The 19670-nt window shown below is 31.2% G+C and carries 12 protein-coding genes; 5 read left to right on the top strand and 7 right to left on the bottom strand.

Going from position 1 to position 19670, the window contains the following annotated elements:
• Positions 1-43 precede the first annotated feature (43 nt).
• Positions 44-349, bottom strand: a complete 306-nt coding sequence (locus ACSIGE_RS00355) for an LETM1 domain-containing protein (protein ID WP_440880814.1) — start codon at positions 347-349, stop codon at positions 44-46.
• Positions 349-1512, bottom strand: coding sequence for a proline dehydrogenase family protein (locus ACSIGE_RS00350; protein WP_440882228.1), 1164 nt, complete (start codon positions 1510-1512; stop codon positions 349-351). The genes ACSIGE_RS00355 and ACSIGE_RS00350 overlap by 1 nt, the downstream gene beginning before the upstream one ends.
• Before the next feature lie 102 nt (positions 1513-1614).
• Here ACSIGE_RS00350 and aroB point away from each other — a divergent pair, with 102 nt between their 5' ends.
• Positions 1615-2673 carry a 3-dehydroquinate synthase gene (gene aroB / locus ACSIGE_RS00345; RefSeq protein WP_440880813.1) on the top strand — a complete coding sequence of 353 codons (1059 nt, stop codon included), beginning with the start codon at positions 1615-1617 and terminating at the stop codon, positions 2671-2673.
• Between the two features lie 106 nt (positions 2674-2779).
• On the opposite strand, the gene bshA is transcribed toward aroB, so the two are convergent.
• Positions 2780-3904, bottom strand: coding sequence for an N-acetyl-alpha-D-glucosaminyl L-malate synthase BshA (gene bshA / locus ACSIGE_RS00340; protein ID WP_440880812.1), 1125 nt, complete (start codon positions 3902-3904; stop codon positions 2780-2782).
• A 268-nt stretch (positions 3905-4172) separates the two neighbouring features.
• Positions 4173-5018 (bottom strand): transketolase, encoded by an 846-nt coding sequence (locus ACSIGE_RS00335; protein ID WP_440880811.1) that lies wholly within the window; start codon positions 5016-5018, stop codon positions 4173-4175.
• A gap of 376 nt (positions 5019-5394) precedes the next feature.
• Between ACSIGE_RS00335 and ACSIGE_RS00330 the strand changes: the two genes are divergently transcribed.
• Positions 5395-9459 carry a VPS10 domain-containing protein gene (locus ACSIGE_RS00330; protein ID WP_440880810.1) on the top strand — a complete coding sequence of 1355 codons (4065 nt, stop codon included), beginning with the start codon at positions 5395-5397 and terminating at the stop codon, positions 9457-9459.
• A 77-nt stretch (positions 9460-9536) separates the two neighbouring features.
• Here the strand turns inward: ACSIGE_RS00330 and ACSIGE_RS00325 are convergent, their stop codons facing one another.
• Together ACSIGE_RS00325 and dnaB are read right to left on the bottom strand one after the other, a co-directional pair.
• Positions 9537-10763 carry an asparagine synthetase B gene (locus tag ACSIGE_RS00325; protein ID WP_440882227.1) on the bottom strand — a complete coding sequence of 409 codons (1227 nt, stop codon included), beginning with the start codon at positions 10761-10763 and terminating at the stop codon, positions 9537-9539.
• 206 nt (positions 10764-10969) lie between these two features.
• On the bottom strand, positions 10970-12499 hold the full coding sequence (gene dnaB / locus ACSIGE_RS00320; protein WP_440880809.1) for a replicative DNA helicase: 1530 nt from the start codon (positions 12497-12499) through the stop codon (positions 10970-10972).
• Positions 12500-13334: 835 nt separating this feature from the next.
• Here dnaB and ACSIGE_RS00315 point away from each other — a divergent pair.
• The 3 genes from ACSIGE_RS00315 (at position 13335) to pepT (ending at position 16300) form a co-directional block, all read left to right on the top strand.
• Positions 13335-14411, top strand: coding sequence for a DUF3810 domain-containing protein (locus ACSIGE_RS00315; RefSeq protein WP_440880808.1), 1077 nt, complete (start codon positions 13335-13337; stop codon positions 14409-14411).
• A gap of 17 nt (positions 14412-14428) precedes the next feature.
• Positions 14429-14983 (top strand): hypothetical protein, encoded by a 555-nt coding sequence (locus ACSIGE_RS00310; protein ID WP_440880807.1) that lies wholly within the window; start codon positions 14429-14431, stop codon positions 14981-14983.
• Positions 14984-15058: 75 nt separating this feature from the next.
• Complete coding sequence (pepT, locus tag ACSIGE_RS00305; RefSeq protein WP_440882226.1) at positions 15059-16300, top strand: peptidase T; 1242 nt, start codon at positions 15059-15061, stop codon at positions 16298-16300.
• 47 nt (positions 16301-16347) lie between these two features.
• Here pepT and ACSIGE_RS00300 read toward each other — a convergent pair whose 3' ends face one another.
• On the bottom strand, positions 16348-19572 hold the full coding sequence (locus ACSIGE_RS00300) for a TonB-dependent receptor (protein ID WP_440880806.1): 3225 nt from the start codon (positions 19570-19572) through the stop codon (positions 16348-16350).
• Positions 19573-19670 lie beyond the last annotated feature (98 nt).

The raw sequence follows: 19670 nt of genomic DNA, 5'->3' as shown, positions 1-19670 counted from the left end.
AAAATTAAATTGACAGCTAACAAACTCAATAATAATTTTTTGTTTATTCCTCCTCATCATTTAACTCTGAATCATCTATTCTAAAGGCACTTGGTAATATATCTGGTATAAACTTTATCAACAAAGGTAATAATAAAGCACCCCCAGGAAGCATAAAAACGGTAAAGGCGGGAATAGCTCTACAAATATCAAGTAATTGTTCTTTAACTTTTCCTTTCTCTTTTTCAGTTAAAGATGTTAAAAGTGATTTTTTGATTAAAAATACTAGCTCTTTACTTTCTTGAAGTTCTAGAGCTAGCCTTTTCTTATTTTTTTGAATTGCTTCTTTTATTTCTTCAACTGTATTCATTACAGTTTTCGTCTTTTTTTCTCTGTTTTTAATAGGTTTAATTCACGAGAAGTTTGCCCTGCAACTGAGGTATTTTCTTCTGCTCTTCTAATTAAATAGGGCATGACATCTCTAACTGGACCAAAAGGAACATACTTCGCTACGTTATATTCTTCATTAGCCAAATTAAAACTTATATGGTCACTCATGCCATATAATTGACCAAACCACATACGTTTATCTGTTGAAGCTATGTTATGTTTTTTTGCTAAATCCATTAATAAATAAGAACTTTCTTCGTTATGAGTACCTGCAAAAATTGCCATATTTTTATGATCCATCATGTAAGTAATCGCATTATTATAATTAATATCCGTTGCGTTTTTATCAACACAAATGGGAGATTCATACCCCATCTCTTCAGCTCTGGCTCTTTCTTTTTCCATGTAAGCTCCACGAACAACTTTCATTCCGATGTGATATCCTTTTTGATGAGCTCTTTGATGCAGTGATTTCAAATATGCCATTCTATCATGACGATACATCTGTAATGTATTGAAAACTAATGCTTTTTCTTTATTATATATCTCCATTAAACTTTCGACTAAATCGTCTGCGGCTTTTTGCATCCAACTTTCTTCAGCATCAATTAGTAAAGGTACATTTTTTTCTGAAGCTGACTTACAAACAGTGTGAAATCGCTCAATTACCCTTTCCCATTCAACTTTCTCTAGTTGGTTCAATTCTCTACCCTCAGTTAACTTCTGATAAAGAGCAAAACGCCCAAATCCAGTTGGTTTGAATACTGCAAAAGGTATTGATTTTTTTTCTGCTGCAAAATCAATGGTCTTTAAGGTCATTCTTAAAGCATTTTCAAACTGTTCTTCATCTTCTTTTCCTTCGACAGAATAATCTAAAATACTATGAACATTACCTTTTTCATACATTTTCGTTATATTGGGTAAACAATCGTCTTCTGTTACACCTCCACAAAAATGATCAAATACTGTAGCTCTAATTAAACCTTCTACTGGTAAATGAGCTTTTAAAGCAAAATTTGTAACAGCTGTACCAATTCTAACCATTGGTTGATTTTGAATCATTTTAAACAAGAAAGAAGCTCTTTCTAATTCTGAATCTGATTTTAATTTAAACGCAGTTTCCGTATTGTCAAATAGTCCCATAACAAATACTTTAATAATTAATCTTCGAAACAAATATAATTGTATGGTATTAAATATTTCCATTTTTTCTATTTAATTTGCATTTTTAGAAAAACATAATAAATGAAATCTATTAAGGCCTCAACATACCCTATTTACTTTGAAGAAAAAGCATATATTGAATTAGCTTCTTATATAAAAAACAGAGCATACTCCTCTATTTTTATCTTAGTCGATGAAAACACTTTTGAGCATTGTTATCCTAGATTTATAAGACTATTAAAAACAGATAGGCCTATAGAAATTATTCAAATTGATGCTGGAGAGATTTATAAGAACTTAGAAACCTGTATAGGAGTTTGGAATGCCATGACTGAGCTTGGAGCAGATAGAAAAAGTTTATTAATTACTTTAGGCGGCGGTGTTATAACTGATTTAGGGGGGTTTGTTGCCTCAACTTTTAAAAGAGGTATCGAATTTGTTAATATACCTACTACCCTACTAAGTATGGTTGATGCTTCCGTTGGAGGAAAAACAGGAGTCGACCTAGGTGTTTTAAAAAATCAGATTGGTGTTTTTGCTAACCCTGAGTTAATCATAATTGATCCTGAATACTTACATACAGTAACCCCAAGAGAAATTAGATCTGGAACTGCTGAAATTATTAAATATGGAATGACACATGATATTCGATTATTCAATGAAATAAAGGATAACCCTAATTTGAATATTATTGATTTAATTCATCGTTCCATTGAAATAAAAAATAACGTAGTTTTAGAAGATCCGAAAGAAAAGAATGTTAGAAAAGTTTTGAACTGGGGACATACTATTGGACATGGTATAGAATCTTATTTTTTGGATAGTGAAACCAAAGAAAACCTAACACACGGTGAGGCAATTGCGATAGGAATGGTTTGCGAAGCTTATATTTCTTCTAAAATTCTAAATTTTCCTGAAGAACATGTTTATCAAATTAAGTCTGCTATTACATCTATTTATGGTAAAACAGCTATTGAAAAAGATGATATTAATTCAATAATTCATTTAATGAAACATGACAAAAAGAATGTAGGTGGTCAAATCAATTTTATTTTATTAGAAAATTACGAAAAATTCAAGATCGACTGTAACGTTTCTAATTCTTTAATAAACGAAAGTATTCAATTTTATATCAAATAAAATATTTATTGGAAATCTCCATTTTTGTAATTAATTTCATCTGGCTTGGATCTTTTTATTAAGAACTACCTACTTTCAACAGATTACTATTTTGCTTATAAAGACGTTATCTATAACATTTTTTGTAAATCGCTTCATATTGAGGTAAAATAGTATCTAAAGAAAATATTGAAGTATGTTCTTTTGCGTTTTGTTTAAATTCGTCTAAAACTGTGTCATTTTTCAAAACCTTAATCGCATTTTTTGCCATATCTTTTATGTCTCCAACATTACTTAAGAAACCTGTTTTTCCAGAAATATTAACTTCTGGTAGCCCTCCTGAATTCGTTGATATAATGGCATTTTTTGCTGCCATTGCTTCCAATGCAGCTAAACCAAAACTTTCCGTTTCTGAAGGAAGTAAAAACACATCTGAGAAACATAAAATTTTTGCAACTTCATCGCTGTTACCCAAAAATAATACTCTACCATCTAAATTCAATTTATTAACTAAATTTTCAGCTTTTAATCTTTCTGGTCCATCTCCAACCATGAGTAGTTTAGAGGGGATCTCTTTCTGAACTTCAAAGAATATTTTTATAACATCTTCTGTTCTTTTTACAGGCCTAAAATTACTAATATGTGTAAGAATTCGTTCTTCTTTATTTGCAAGTGCACTTCTTTTGCACTCCACCTCATTTTCATTACTATACTTCTTACCATCAATAAAATTATACACTACTTTTATATCCTTTTCTATGTTGAATAACCGCAATGTATCCTCTCGTAAACTATTTGATACTGCAGTAACCTCATCTGATTTATTAATACTAAATTCTAATGCTGTTTTATATGTAGGGTGGCTTCCTACTAATGTAATATCAGTTCCATGCAATGTTGTTACCACTTTTACATGAATGCCTTTGTTTATAAGCATTTTCTTAGCCATATAAGCTGCATAAGCATGAGGTATTGCGTAATGAACATGCAGTACTTCTAGATGGTGCTTTTCTACAACCTCAACCATTTTACTTGATAATGCCAGTTCATATGGCTGATATTGAAAAAGTGGGTATTCTTCTAATACTACTTCGTGAAAATGTAATCTATGCGATATGAAATCAAGTCTAACAGGCTGGTTATAAGTTATAAAATGCACTTCATGTCCTTTGTCTGCTAAAGCCATCCCTAATTCTGTTGCCATAACACCGCTTCCTCCAAAAGTAGGATAGCATACAATGCCTATTTTCATATTTATTTTGATTGGGTTTTTATGTTAGTGTTCTCAAAAATATCATTTTAATAATTAAGTTTTTTTAAAGATTTGTTAATCCAAATCTTATTAAACTTAATGATGCATCAAAAAATCAGTTTTCATTAAACAATATTAATGACTATCCACAAGTGTAAATTTACAGCTTTACTTAAGAGATTTCGTTTTTTATTTTGTTAAATAAAAAACACTATCACTTTTAATGATAGCGTTTATATTTTATTATTAATTTTAAGGTATAACTTTCTTAATAATCTCCCAATGTTATTGGGTTTTGATCCAATGCCTTTTCTAATTGATCATCATTTGGAGCCTTTCCATGCCAAGCATGGGTATGCATCATGAAGTCTACACCGTTCCCCATTTCTGTATGTAGCAGTACACATACAGGTTTTCCTTTTCCTGTTCTAGATTTTGCTTCTGACATTCCTTTTAAAATAGCCTCTATATTATTTCCTTTTTGTATTTCTAGAACATCCCAACCAAAAGCTTCAAATTTAGCTTTTAAACTTCCCATAGCAAGAACTTCATCTGTTGTACCGTCTATTTGCTTCTCATTAACATCAACTGTAGCTATTAAATTATCAACTTTTTTAGCCGAAGCATACATTGCTGCTTCCCAAATTTGCCCTTCTTGTAATTCTCCATCACCATGAAGAGAATAAATTATTTTAGCATCGTTATTTAACTTTTTAGCTTCAGCAGCGCCAATAGCGACACTCATCCCTTGTCCTAAAGAACCAGAGGCGATGCGTACACCTGGTAAATGTTCATGAGTTGTCGGGTGACCTTGTAAACGTGTATTCAACTTTCTAAAGGTAGCTAATTCAGATACTGGAAAAAATCCACTGCGCGCCAAAACGCTATAAAAAACAGGAGAAATATGGCCATTGGATAAGAAAAATAAGTCTTCATTATCCCCATTCATACTAAAATCAGTGGAATATTCCATAATTTCCTGGTATAGGCATGATATAAATTCTGCACATCCTAATGATCCTCCTGGATGACCTGAACTTACGGCGTGAACCATACGTAAAATGTCTCTACGAACTTGCTGCGTAAAATTTTGAAGTTGTTGTGTTGTTGGCATTCGTGTTATGTTTTGTATAGCAAATGTAATTCTTTAAATAAAAATGGGCAATTACTTTTTTATTTCTTATTTAAATTTAGGATTTACATTACACATCAAAAAATGAATTTTAAATTAAAACTTTAATATAAAAACCTGTTCCGTACACTAAATTTAAATGAATTAGTCAAAATAAAAATTCTACACTTCATAAAAGAAATGTCATTGCTTTGTTTTCTCTTTAGTATTGACCTAATTGCTACCTCACGAATTAAAATGTAAAATCATTGACAGTTTATTATCTGATCAATAAAAGTCTAAATCATTTTTCAAAAAAAATTACATTATTATCTTTATATTTATATTACTAGTAACCAAACCTCTAAAAACTTCAACAATGAAAAAAAAGTTGCATATTTTCTTTTTTTCCCTGCTTTTTAGTATCAATTTATTCTCCCAAAACAAAAATTCACCAACCCCTAAATATCATGAGCTTTTTAAAATAATACCATTGATAGAATCTGATGCACCAGAATGGATTCATTTATTATACAGTTCAAATCCTAATTATTATAAAATTGTAGAAGCTTTTAACACTTATTATAGAAATCATTTATTTAAAAAAAATATTCATACACAAAATTTTAAATATTTCTCTAAAATTATTCATGATCAGGATTATCTAAAAGATGATGGAAGTATTCATATTCCTTCTTTAGATGAACTAAACAAAAATAGTTATCGAGTTTTAAAATCGCGAAATATATCCAAAAATCAAGTAGCTGTTGCAAACTGGATTCCTCTTGGTCCCTTTGAAACTTTTAAAAATGGAGGTGTACAACAAAAGAGTTCGCAGGTTAATGCTTATGCCTTTGCCCAATCAACTGCAAACCCAAATATTTTATATACAGGTGCAGAAACTGCAGGAGTTTATAAATCTATTGATAAGGGATTAAACTGGACTTCAATTGGTGATTTTGTTTTTAACGACGGGGCGATTCAATCAATAGAAATTGATCCAACGAATCCTGATATTGTTTATATAGGTACTAGCAATAAAGTTTATAAAACTATTGATGGAGGTAGTACTTGGAATGTTATACTTAGTGAGTGGAATTCAAAAATTTCAGCTATCACCATTAATAGTAGCAACCCGCAGATAGTATTAATAGCGGGGAACAATGGACTTAAAAGAAGTACGGATGGTGGTGCTAGTTGGACTACATTATTTACAGATCGATGCTGGGATATTAAACTAAAAACTGATGATCCAAGTACTATTTTCCTAGCAAAGAGAAACACTAATAAGAATATTACAGAACTATTAAAATCAACGGACAACGGGGTTACTTTTAACGTAAAAAATAACGGGTGGTTTTCTCCTATTGGTGGTGTAGCTTCTAGTGACGGCGGAGCCAGAATAGGAGTTACAAACGCCGATCCTGACAGAATTTATGTAGTTCTTCTGGGAGAAGAAAACGACGATGTTGATGATAATAATTATATCGGCATTTATCGAAGTGATAATGCTGGAGAAATTTGGACCACGCCTTATGATGGAAATAATGATGGCTCTCCTGATAATGAACCAGGAGGACCTTACAGTAATAACCATTGGTGCTTTACACACTTTGGGGTAACTACAACAGGATACAATCAAGGATACTATGACTTAGATATTGAAGTTTCTGATATCAATCCAGATCATATCATGATGGGGTCTTTAAACCTATTTAAATCTGAAAACGGAGGTGTTACTTATACACAATGGGGAGGCTATGGATGTACAGGATGTGGAAGCGAATATAGACATCCTGACATTCAGGAGATAGAAATGAATGGAAATGATATTTGGGTTTGTAGTGATGGTGGAATTGACTATTATGATGCTAATTTGGATTTTATTGAATCTAGAAATAATGGTATCAATGGCGCTGATTATTGGGGTTTTGATCAAGGGTGGAATCATGATGTATTTGTTGGGGGAAGATACCATAATGGCAATGCCACTTTCTACGAAAACTATCCTTTTGGAAAGTTCTTATCATTGGGTGGTGGTGAATCCGCGACAGGATACGTCAATAAAGGTGAAAATAGAAAAGTATATCATAGTGATATTTCCGGCAAAGAAATCCCAAAAGAAATCAATGGAAACATAACTGACATAGCTAAGTACTCCCTTTTCCCTAATGAAAGCTATGTTCATTCAGAAAAAAGCGAAATTGTTAATGATCCTAGATATTGGAACACCCTATATCTAGGAAAAGAAAATAAATTATGGAGAAGTAATAACGGAGGTCAATCTTTTTCTTTAGTAAAAGAGTTTGGATCAGACACAAACAATTTGGTAAAAGCAATTGAAATTTCAAGAAACGATCCTAATATTATTTTTATAACTCAGAAGCATGGTAACTCTGGAAAACTATGGAAGTCTGTCGACAGCGGACAAAATTGGACAGAAATATCGATACCAGCTAACCATCAAACCATGTATTTATCACTTAATACAAATGATGAACTCTTTCTTGGTTTGAATAATGGTGGTAATAACGCTAACAAAATTTTCAAATCTAGTGACTGGGGTAGCTCATGGAATAATTTAACCACCTCAGCATTAAATGGAGAAAAGATAACAAATATTAATGTTCAAGATGGAACAGATGGAGGCATTTACATAACCTCTAACAAAATGATCTGGTATCGAAATAATGGACATACTGAGTGGCAAACTTTTTCAGACAATCTTCCTCTACATCTGAGAATTATTAAAATACTTCCTTTCTACAAAAAAGAAAAGCTTCGAATCGCTTCCAATCGTGGAATTTGGGAAACCGATTTTTTTGAGAGTTCGTTACCCAAAGCACAACCCATGGTAATTAAACAAACAATTAATTGCAATAGGTATATAGTGCAATTTGAAGACTTTTCTATTCTAAACCATGACCAAGCTTCATGGGAATGGAATTTTCCTGGAGGAAACCTCATTACAACCAATAATATAAGAAATCCTCAAGTAATTTATCCTTCCACAGGAGAATATGATGTTAGCCTTAAAGTAACTGATAAACAAGGAAATATTAGTAGCAAAATAGTTACAAAATTAATAACTGTTGGCGACGATTATTGCGCTACGGAATCAGAGCCGAAAAAAGCTTTAGTGTGTTCACAAAACAATGATTATGCCACAAACAACTCCGTAAACGAAGCTGAAATATCCAATTTTAGCTTTACGTGTTGGATAAAGCCCAATGGCATACAGCCTAACTATTCAGCAATTTTTAGTTTATCAGAAGGATGCGTTTTAAACTTTAGAGAATCAAACAATACATTAGGGATTCATTGGAAAGGAGGATCATATTGGTGGTGGGACTCTAACCTTGAAGTTCCTGCAAACGAATGGTCTTATGTGGCAATTACCGTTACACCATCAAAAATAACTTTATATTTGAATGAAGATTCTCATTCTTGGAATCTAACCACTGCCCCTTTTAACTTAACAAAAATAAACTTAGGCACATATTACCAATGGGAATCAAGAAACTATAAAGGATTAATTGAAGAGGCTACTTTTTGGAAAAAAACACTTACAAAGGAAGAAGTACGATTGACGAGACACCTTACCAAAGACAATGTAAATAATAATAATGATATAATAGCATATTATCAATTCAATAATAATGCCTTTGGAACAATCTATGATAAAAAGGGTAGCAATGACCTTAAATTGAACGGGAATGCTATTTTGGTTGATTCCAACGCCCCCGTTGGTTCTGGAAAAAGTAGCTTATTGGATATTAACTCAGTAGAAACTGCTAACTTTATAAACGCAAATTGCAAAATGACTTTTAATAGTAATGGAACCAACCCTGATGGAAATGTAGTTGTTTCTAAAATCAATTTAGATCCTATTTCAATCCCTAATATTAATACTATAGATTCCTCTTTTTGGATTATTAATACATACGGAGAAAATCAAGTTTTTGATGCTTTAGAAACCATTACTTTTTCAGATATTAATGGCATTAACAATTCGAATGCTGGTGATATTGTACTCTTCAAAAGGAACTCTAATTCGGATGGCACAGCAGATTGGGGATCAAGTATCGAAAATGCCACTGATATTAATACTGCTGATCTTAGTGTTACTTTCTCTAACACAGGTGGTTTAAATTCTTTTGGACAGTTTTATATTGGTAGTAAAGAAACGCTTAATATAATTGATCAAAATAAAAGTAAGTTTATTTTGTTTCCTAATCCACTAAATAAAGGAGATTATCTCTACTTTAGTAATGTAAAGGGTACCACCAAATTAATACTACATGACCAAAACGGTAAACAAATTTTCAAAAAAATTATAAAAAGTAAAACCTCTTTAAAAACCCCCTCATTACCCTCTGGAATTTATTTTTACACTATTGAAACAGAAACTAAAATACAGAATGGAAAATTAATTATCAATTAATTTTCTTTACGATAATTATGAAAATTATTCTAACTAAAATAAACTTGCAGTTGGAAAAAGAAATATAAGCAATTATACTAAGTTTTTTGCTTTTTCTTTTTAGCTGCTGGGAACAGAACATTATTTAAAATTAAACGATATCCTGGTGATGTAGGGTGCAGATCTAATTCTGTTTTTGGATCTCCTACTCTATGCTGATAATCCTCTGGATCATGCCCTCCATAAAAAGTAAACATTCCCTTACCTTTAACTCCGTGAATATAACGAGATTCGCCATGGTTCTTACTTTCACCCAAAATCATAACATTAGACTTAACGTATTTATTATCAAATGAGGTTGTTTGTCCCATGAATCCTTTTACTAATTGCGTATGATTCTGAGTAAGCATTGTAGGAACTTGATCCCATTTAGCAGAAAATTCTTTTAAAGTAAAGTAATCTGTTTCTTTATTAATTCTTCTTTTTCTGGTCATATCAATAGATGAAAATTCATAAGTAGTAGGATTTTTTATGAGTTCAAAATTTTTAAAAGCCATGGTTTTAGTATAATCTATTTTAGATTGGTAATTTGGTTCTGATGGGTCTCCATCAAACATACTCTCACAAATGTCAACTCCATCTGCCGCAAGTGCTATATCAAAACTATCCGTAGCAGAACACATGGCAAACATAAACCCCCCCCCAACGACGTAATCTCTAATTTTTTTTGCTACAGCGCCTTTTTCCTTAGATACTTTCGAATATCCCAATTTTGTCGCTAAAGCTTCTGAACCTTTTTTTTGTTTTATATACCAAGGAGCCGCACGATATGCTCCATAAAATCGTCCATACTGACCTGTAAAATCTTCATGATGTAAATGTAGCCATTCATATAATAATAATTTATCATTTAACACTTCCTCATCGTAAACTACATCAAATGGAATTTCTGCATACGTCAAAACCATGGTAACTGCATCATCCCATGGCATTTTATCTTTAGGTGAATATACTGCTATTTTTGGTGCTTTTTCCAAAGGAACAGCTTCTTGATTTTTCGAAGGAGAAGAAATTTCTTCTAAAATTAACTGTGCTTTTGCTTCTGAAATTATTTGATATGAAATACCTCTAATCTTACACTCCTTTTCTAAAAAGTTATTATTTTCTACTAAAAAAGCTCCACCATCATAATTTAATAACCATTTTGCTTTTAAACCATTTTGTAATGCATAGTAAACAATACCATAAGCTTTTAAATGGTTTTTTTGATTTTCAGAACTCATTGGCAAATAAATAAAATTAGCACACAATGAATTTGTAAACATCAGTAAAACTAGAATATATATTTGTTTTTTCAAAAGTTTAATTATTAGTGAATTTGAGTGTAAAATACGTATTTATCCGATTATAATTAATTACTCAACAACAATTTCTTTAAGAGAGTCCAACATAATTATTATATTTCAAAAATACAAACCCAAAATAAGCACAAAACAAATCAACTATTTGGAGTAAACTAATACAAACTTATTTAAAAAGGAACATCATCTATCCCTGAATTTCCATTGGTTCCGAAAGCGTCTTCAGGTGAAGCAAAATTGCTTGAAGAAACTTCTTCATTAAAACCCGAATTCATACTTGATTGAAATTCACTGCTAAAACCTTCTTCTAAATCAGAGAATTTTGCTAAGTGTCCTGTAAACTTTAAACGAATATTATCAAGTCCTCCATTACGATGCTTTGCTACTATAAACTCCCCTTGACCTTCACATGGCGAATGATCATCGTCATCCCATTCTGTCATACCGTAGTATTCAGGTCTAAATATAAATGATACAATATCAGCATCCTGTTCTATAGCTCCTGATTCACGAAGATCAGATAATAACGGCCTTTTACTTCCTCCACGGGTTTCTACCGAACGAGATAATTGAGACAATGCTATAACAGGTACATTTAATTCTTTAGCCAAAGCTTTTAAATTACGAGAAATAGTAGAAATTTCTTGTTCTCTATTTCCAGCACCAGATCCTCCTGCAGTCATTAATTGTAAATAATCGATAATTAATATTCTAACATTATGTTGTGAAACTAAACGTCGTGCTTTCGCCCTTAAGTCAAATATCGAGAGTGCTGGCGTATCATCAATAAAAATCGGAGCATCTGATAATTTTTTTACCTTAACATTTAATTGCTCCCATTCGTGAGGTTCTAGATTTCCTTTACGTAGTTTTTCGGAAGTCAAACCAGTTTCTGAAGAAATCATTCTTGTAATCAACTGAACTGAAGACATTTCCAAAGAAAAAACAGCTACCGCATGGTTAAAATCAATTGCCATATTTTTTGCCATAGAAATAACAAAAGCTGTTTTACCCATACCTGGACGAGCTGCTATAATGATTAAGTCTGTTGGCTGCCAACCAGAAGTTAGAGCATCTAATTTAGTAAAACCTGTTGCCAATCCGCTCATTCCTTCTTTTGTTGAAATTTCTTGAATTTTATTGATTGACTGTTGAACTAGAGAGTCTGCTTTTTCAGCACCCTTTTTTAAATTTCCTTGTGTAACTTCAAATAATTTACTTTCAGCATCATCTAATAAATCAAATACATCTATTGTTTCATCATAAGAACTTTCTATTAGTTCAGAAGAAATTGTAATTAGCTTTCTTTTGATATATCTCTCAAGAATAATCCTTGAATGAAACTCAATGTGCGCAGAAGAAGCTACTTTCTGTGTAAGACCAATTAAATAAAAGTCACCTCCTACTAACTCAAGTTTTGCACTTTTTCTTAGTTGATTTGATACCGATAAAATATCAATAGGTTCAGAATTTTGAAAGAGCGTATAAATTGCTTCATAAATCTCTTGATGGCGCTTATCGTAAAAAGCTTCTGGATGAAGTATGTCTATTACAGTATCAATTCCTTTTTTATCTATCATCATTGCACCAAGAACTGCCTCTTCTAAATCGATTGCTTGTGGCGGTAATTTTCCTTTTTCAAGATTAATGATACGTGATTTATCTACTTTTTTGCCTCTTAGTGAATGCGTTCTTTCCATGAAGGCAAATGTAACTTTTTAAGTTCAAAATTATTCAATTTCGTATCGTTTTCTTTTTGCACATTTTTAGTAAAAAAAATGTTACTAACTTGTTAACAACATTTTATGTTTCTTTCTTTTTTAGGGCTATAAAGATTACTGAAAAAATAGACGTGAATATATCGGTAACACCAATTCAAAATACATTAATTTAACTTTTTTGCTAAAAAAACAAATTTAGCAGAAAAATACTACAGCAGAAGTTTCTGTACTTTTATTCAATAACGTTCGGATTATTTTAGAAAAAGCTCCCTTTTACTTTCGTAATTAACTAAATTTTATACTATTTTTCTTTAAAAAATATCTGCTCAATAATAAAATACATTTTTACAAATTGGATTCAAAAAAGAATTATTTTAAGCTTCTTTTTAACTACTTTACATTTTTAGTATCGCCTTATCTTAAAGTCAATTATTTTTGCTTTCAACTATGTAAAAAACTGATTTTCAAAATTCAAATTATATTGCAAAAGAACTCTTAAAAAGACTAAGTACAATTGAATTATATTTAAATATTAGGAGGCATCTTGACACTATCAAAAGCAATACTTCAAAAATTAATATTCTTTACGCTTAAAATCAAATACGTAAATAATAATCTTAATGCGTTAAATAAACTTTCAGAGACATAAAAAAGAGACTTATTGCTACGTTAATACTAATTACTGGTTATACTCAAATTAATTCTTTAATAATCAAAAAAGAAGATTAAAACCATCCAACTTCATATATTTTTTTAGTAAAAAATATGTTGCTAACATATTGATACCATTTAATGTTTCTTATTTTTGGGGACTATGAAACTTTCTAAAAAAATAGGATTAGTTATATTAGCTATACCAATACAATATACATTTGTACAACTTTTAGCTCGAGAACCTGCTTTAATAGAAAAATATTACAGTATGGGTCTCTATCCTTTTATATCAAAAACATTCAGGTTCTTTTTAGGGTGGATACCTTTTTCCTTTGGTGATTTACTAGGTTTTTTTCTCCTTTTTTACTTTTTAAAAAACATCTACTTACTCATAAAATCTAAATTTACGAATTGGATTCAAAAAGCAGTTAATTTAACTTTATTCTTATCTGCTTTATATTTTTGTTTTTACCTTTTTTGGGGGTTTAATTATTTTAGGTCTCCCCTGTCTCATAAACTTGGATTGAAGCATTCAGATTATACCACGGAAGATCTTTTAAAAACAACTGATACAATTGTTTCACTTCTTAATAACAGCCATCTTATCATTACAAAAAATGATACGTCAAAAATTGATATCCCATATACTATTGATCAAATACATGATATTGCTCCCAATGGGTTTAACAAACTTTCAAAAATATATCCCGAATTTGCTTATCGTTTCCCATCTATTAAAAATTCAATAGTAAGCTTTGTCCAATCCTATAATGGTACTTCTGGATACATTAATCCTATTACTGGTGAGGCTCAAATTAATTCTTTAATACCTAAAACTGGATATCCTGCAACAGTATGTCATGAAATGGCTCATCAAATTGGTTGGGCTGCTGAAAATGAAGCTAATTTTATAAGTTTTCTAACATCTATTTACAATGAGGATATATATTTTAGATATGCTGGTTACAGAATGGCATATCAGTATTGTATAAGAGAATTATTTAGAAGAGATAAAACTTTGGCGAATAAAATAAAAAAGAAAGTAAATACAGGTATTTATAAAGACTATAAGGACAGTAATTTGTTTTGGAAATCCTATGAAAATCCAATTGAACCTATCATAAAAAGAGGGTATAATTCATATTTAAAAGCAAATAATCAAGCAAAAGGAATTCATTCATACAGCTATGTTGTAGACTTATTAATAGCTTATTATAAACAATCATACTCAAAGTAATAAATCATTAAAAATCAATGAAAAACACATTTATAATCTTTATTTCTTTAAATTTTTTTATGATTTCTTGTAATTCAACCGACTTACAAAAGGAATTTTCTTGTAAAAATCGCATAAATTATAATCTATCTAACGTTGAAGATGTTAGAAACTTTTTTTCTATTAACCTTCCTGAAATCTGGAAAATTAATCTTTACTATGATAATGGGTTGTCCTCTATATATGCTGCAGATACTACTGTAGATTTAACTAAAACTATATTATTAGATGTATCATACATTCACAGCACTATGTCATTTGACAATAATTTTAAGAAAAAATTAATTAATGACTATGAAAATATGAATCTTAATGAAATTAAGAAAAAAAATATTAAACACCTGGATAGGGATGCTTATTTTTCACTTGCCCACGGAAAAAAAGGTAAATTTAACTATCATGTATTAAACATATTCACAATAGTAAATACTAACAACACTTTGCATACAAAAACTGAGATATATGGAGACTCTTTGGTTACTGAACGATTATGTAAATCAATAAACTTAATAGAGTCTATTAAGTTCAAATAAAACTTAAACCCAATATTATTTCATAATAATCCATCTCTTAATTTGGTATAATTATTTTAAAACCATAAATAAAATATAATGAATAAACAGCATATAATTGACCGTTTTATAAGCTATGTAACAGTCGATACTGAAAGTGATCCTAACAATCCAGCTTTTCCAAGTACAGAAAAACAATGGAATTTAGCTCGAATTCTCGAAAAAGAATTAAATAATATTGGTCTAGAAGATGTTGAGCTAGATGAAAATTGTTATTTAATGGCTACATTACCAAGTAATGTAGATCATGAAGTACCTACAATTGGTTTTGTTGCCCATATTGATACAAGTCCTGATTTTACGGGAGCTAATGTAAAGCCTCAAATACATAATAATTATAATGGAGGTGATATCGTTTTAAATAAGGAAGAAAATATTGTTTTATCCCCAAACTATTTCGATGATTTACTTCAATACAAAGGCCAAACAATAATAACAACTAATGGAACCACTCTATTGGGTGCAGATGATAAAGCTGGAGTTACTGAAATTGTTTCTGCTATGGAATATTTAGTTCAGCATCCAGAAATTAAACATGGTAAAATTCGGATTTGTTTTACTCCTGATGAAGAAGTAGGTAAAGGAGCTCATTTATTTGATGTTGAAAAGTTTGGAGCTGAATGGGCATATACTATGGATGGAAGTCAGGTTGGTGAATTAGAGTATGAAAATTTTAATGCCGCCGGAGCCAAAATTACAATTAATGGGAAAATAGTACATCCTGGATACGCCAAAGGTAAAATGATAAACTCTATGACTATTGCGAGTGAATTTATAAATAGTTTACCTCAAAATGAGGTACCAGAAAAAACGTCTGGATATGAAGGTTTTTTTCACTTGCATCATATAGAAGGTAAGGTTGAGCAAACAACACTTCATTATATTATAAGAGATCATAACATGGAACTCTTTAACGACCGAAAACAAGTAATATTAGATTTAGCTGAATCTATTAACAGCAAATTACAAAAAGAATTGATTACTGTTGAAATTAAAGATCAATATTACAATATGAAAGAAAAAGTTACACCAGTGATGCATATCGTTGATATTGCAGAAGAAGTAATGAAAGACCTAGGTATAACACCTTTAATTAAACCTATAAGAGGTGGCACTGATGGATCACAGTTATCATACAAAGGATTACCCTGCCCTAATATATTTGCTGGTGGGCATAATTTTCACGGACGTTATGAGTATGTACCTGTTGAAAGTATTTTAAAAGCAACTGAAGTCATAATAGGTATTGCAAAGAAAGTTGCTACTAAATTTTCTTAAAAAAGTAATAAAAAAACCTGAGTAAATTTACTCAGGTTTTTTTATTATTAGAATATATATCTTAAACCAACTTGCATCTGCCATCTTGATAGCAAACTACTATCGGGACTAAAAGTTTCTTTTAAGTTAGGATTAAAACTATAAATAGGTTGTTGACTGTAGTCAGGTTGGAAAATATTTGGATCAGAATTTCCGTCAGGAAATGAAACACCCAATGGTTGTATATTATTAGGTTTTTGAACAATTCCTAAATCTGAATCAATCAAATTTCCAAAATTTAAAATATCTAAGCTTAACTGCACGGTATGCTGCTTATCTCCCTTGACATTAAAATTAAAGTCTTGTAAGATTTTCACATCCCAACGACCTCTCCATGGAGATAGTGCACCATATCTTTCAACATATTGACCTCTTCTTGAACTCAAATATTCATCTTGCTGTATATAATTTTCAAAGGCTTCTTTTTGTGCTCCATCTGTAAATTGCATTTGATCTAATTCAGCACTAGTTGGCACATATAAAAGATCATTTACAATAGAACCATCATTATTAATATCTCCTCCATAAGTATAGTTAAACCTACCACCACGAGCATACTCAAAAAAGGTTGAAATTGTCGTTGCAAATTTTTCTCCTCCGTAAGTGAATTTTTTTGAAGCTACACCAATAATTCTATGTGTATCTCCATATTTTGAATATGATAAAACATCGTTATTGGCATTTCCTATCGTTGGATTAGATGCAAAAGCATCACCTGTAATTTCAGCTTCTATAGAATTAACATCTTTTGCATTTAAATAACTGTAGGCTAAATTAGCATACAAACCATTTCTGAATGATTTTTCTACCTTAAAAGAGGCATTTAAAATTCTTCCTTTATCGGAATTTGTAAAGACATAAGCATTTGTTGGTCCTCCAAATTGATTTATTGATCTATCTCCATTTAAATAGATTGCTCTGTTGTCCCCTGGTGAATTCAAATTACCTGAAGGTGAATTTAATGCCCAGTTTTGAACATGAGCCCCGTTGATATCCTTAGTGTATGCAAGATCAGTCGATAAAACCAAACCATTTTCAAAGCGATAATCACCTCCTATGTTTGATCTCCATACTTGAGGGAATTTAAAATCTTCGTCAACCGTTTGATAAAAGAAAAAATCAACTCCTTGTACTTGATTTCCTAACCATACGAAAGGCAATCGTCCTGTAAAAATACCTGTCCCACCTCTTATTTGAAGCTTACTTTCATCGTTCACATTCCAGTTAAATCCTAATCTAGGAGAAATTAACCAATTATTTGACGGTAAATCTAAAGAACTCAAAGTTGTCGATTGATTAGTAGATGGATCAGTATAAATATTATTAGGCTGATAAGTTCCTTTTCTGTCGATGTTTTCTTGAATTTTTTCTTTGGTATTAAAGAATAATGGTTTGTCAAATCTTACCCCATAAGTTAATTTAAAAGCATTGTTAACTTCCCACTCATCTTGCAAATAAAAAGCCAATTGCCCTACATTTGTCTCTGCTAAAGACCATCCTCCAACAGCACCAACTTCTAAGTTATTATTTCTATTAAAAGAAGTTTCTGCACCATTAATTAAGTTATCTATCAATCCGCCTGGTTGGGCAAAGGTTAAAAAGTCAGTCACACTTGTAAAATGTCGGTCATCGTCAAAATTAGAAGGAGTACCGTTAACATCAAAACCAAAAGTCCCCCCGTATAGTCCAAGGTTAAAGGAATTATCAAACATAAATTTTTCAAAAGCAAATCCAACAGTAATCGTATGGTCTCCTTTAAAGAAATTCATATTATTGGTTAATTGAAATACTTTTTGATTTAACTTATTGTGTATAGAAAAAGGCTCATGACCTGCCACGATATAATTACTTCCATTTCCGTCCTTTATAAGGATGCTAGGAGCTGGTGAAGATAATGGATTTCTAAAATCATCAAAATAAGTATATCCAATTTGTAATTTATTAGTTGTACTCTGATTAAACGTAGAATTCACTTCCATCAGAAAAGAATCAATATGATTATTTATTTCATATCCTGAGTTTTCAAACTGAAGGATATTAGCACTAGGCCCTCTTAATCCCAGAGAAGTTGGATGTGCAGGGGCTTCTCTTGAAGCTCGTAAGAAATTATAGATTAGCGCTAATCTGTGTTTTTCATTGATATTCCAATCGAGCTTAAAAATACCTTTTGTCGATCCTGAATCATAATTAAATCCTGAATAGGCTCCTGAATCATATCCTAAATTTTTAAGAGCATTACTTACTGCTACTAAATCCGACTCCAAAACGGAAGCTTCATTAACAGCAACTACTCCATCATTATTATCAGGAATCCATCCTTCTGTTCCAAGATCTTCTCTCTCATCCTTTTCAAAATTAGCAAAGAAGAATAGTTTATCCTTTACTAATGGACCTCCAATACTAACACCATACTGACTTTGGGCTAACTTAGCCTTCAATACATCTTCTTCCTTTATTTTTCCTCCTGTTAAGTCTTGATTTCTGTAAAATCCGTAAGCAGTACCTTTGAACTCATTTGTTCCACTTTTTGTTACGGCATCTACAGAGGCACCTGTGAAGCCTGATAAAGTTACATCATATGGAGCTGTTGATACAGATATTTGTTCTATAGCATCTAAAGAAATTGGTTGTGAATTTGTCTGTCCTCCTGGTGTTGCCGCATCCAACCCAAATGGATTATTAAAAATTGATCCATCTAATGAAAAATTATTAAACTGGTCATTTCTTCCTCCAAAAGAACCATTACTAGCTGTCGGCTCTAATCTTGTAAAATCAGCTGCTGAACGTGAAATAGTTGGCAACGTTTTTAATTGAACAGCACTTACACTTGTTTGTGCTCCTGTTCTATCAGAATTAAATGTTTTACTCCTTGAACCTGAAACAACAACTTCTTGTAGCAACGAATCACCATCTTCGGATAAAATTGCATCAATAATAGTAGTTTTACCAAGGGTTAAAAACACATTTTTCGCTTCGAATGTTGTAAACCCCATATAACTTACAGTTATAGTATAAGGACCTCCAACACGTAAATTAGGAATTGTATACTTTCCGTTATCTTGGGATACTGCACCAGATAAAGTACCTGTTGGAACATGTAGTACAGCAACGTTAGCTCCAAATAAAGACTCACCTTCTTCGTCTGTAACAATCCCTTTAATCTTAGAGGTTGTTACCTGTGAAAACGTACACAAGTAGCTTATAAGGAAAAAAACGTTTAGAAATTTTTTCATGGTTAAATTATTTAAATTTTAGTCCAAAGTTACAAAATTGTTTAACGTAATTTTAATACTTTTTGAATTAATTATGGTTCGATTTCAATAGACAATAA

This window comes from Tenacibaculum profundi, from assembly GCF_052050075.1.
In the GTDB taxonomy this organism is placed as follows: Bacteria; Bacteroidota; Bacteroidia; order Flavobacteriales; family Flavobacteriaceae; genus Polaribacter.
The sequence above is the reverse complement of the archived record's forward strand: the minus strand, read 5'-3'. Positions and strand labels throughout refer to the sequence as shown.

Excerpts from the sequence above, each read along its gene's own strand:
- ACSIGE_RS00355 (WP_440880814.1), bottom strand. The coding sequence starts at position 349 with ATGAATACAGTTGAAGAAATAAAAGAAGCAATTCAAAAAAATAAGAAA.
- ACSIGE_RS00350 (WP_440882228.1), bottom strand. The coding sequence starts at position 1,512 with ATGGGACTATTTGACAATACGGAAACTGCGTTTAAATTAAAATCAGAT.
- aroB (WP_440880813.1), top strand. The coding sequence starts at position 1,615 with ATGAAATCTATTAAGGCCTCAACATACCCTATTTACTTTGAAGAAAAA.
- bshA (WP_440880812.1), bottom strand. The coding sequence starts at position 3,904 with ATGAAAATAGGCATTGTATGCTATCCTACTTTTGGAGGAAGCGGTGTT.
- ACSIGE_RS00335 (WP_440880811.1), bottom strand. The coding sequence starts at position 5,018 with ATGCCAACAACACAACAACTTCAAAATTTTACGCAGCAAGTTCGTAGA.
- ACSIGE_RS00330 (WP_440880810.1), top strand. The coding sequence starts at position 5,395 with ATGAAAAAAAAGTTGCATATTTTCTTTTTTTCCCTGCTTTTTAGTATC.
- ACSIGE_RS00325 (WP_440882227.1), bottom strand. The coding sequence starts at position 10,763 with ATGTTTACAAATTCATTGTGTGCTAATTTTATTTATTTGCCAATGAGT.
- dnaB (WP_440880809.1), bottom strand. The coding sequence starts at position 12,499 with ATGGAAAGAACGCATTCACTAAGAGGCAAAAAAGTAGATAAATCACGT.
- ACSIGE_RS00315 (WP_440880808.1), top strand. The coding sequence starts at position 13,335 with ATGAAACTTTCTAAAAAAATAGGATTAGTTATATTAGCTATACCAATA.
- ACSIGE_RS00310 (WP_440880807.1), top strand. The coding sequence starts at position 14,429 with ATGAAAAACACATTTATAATCTTTATTTCTTTAAATTTTTTTATGATT.
- ACSIGE_RS00300 (WP_440880806.1), bottom strand. The coding sequence starts at position 19,572 with ATGAAAAAATTTCTAAACGTTTTTTTCCTTATAAGCTACTTGTGTACG.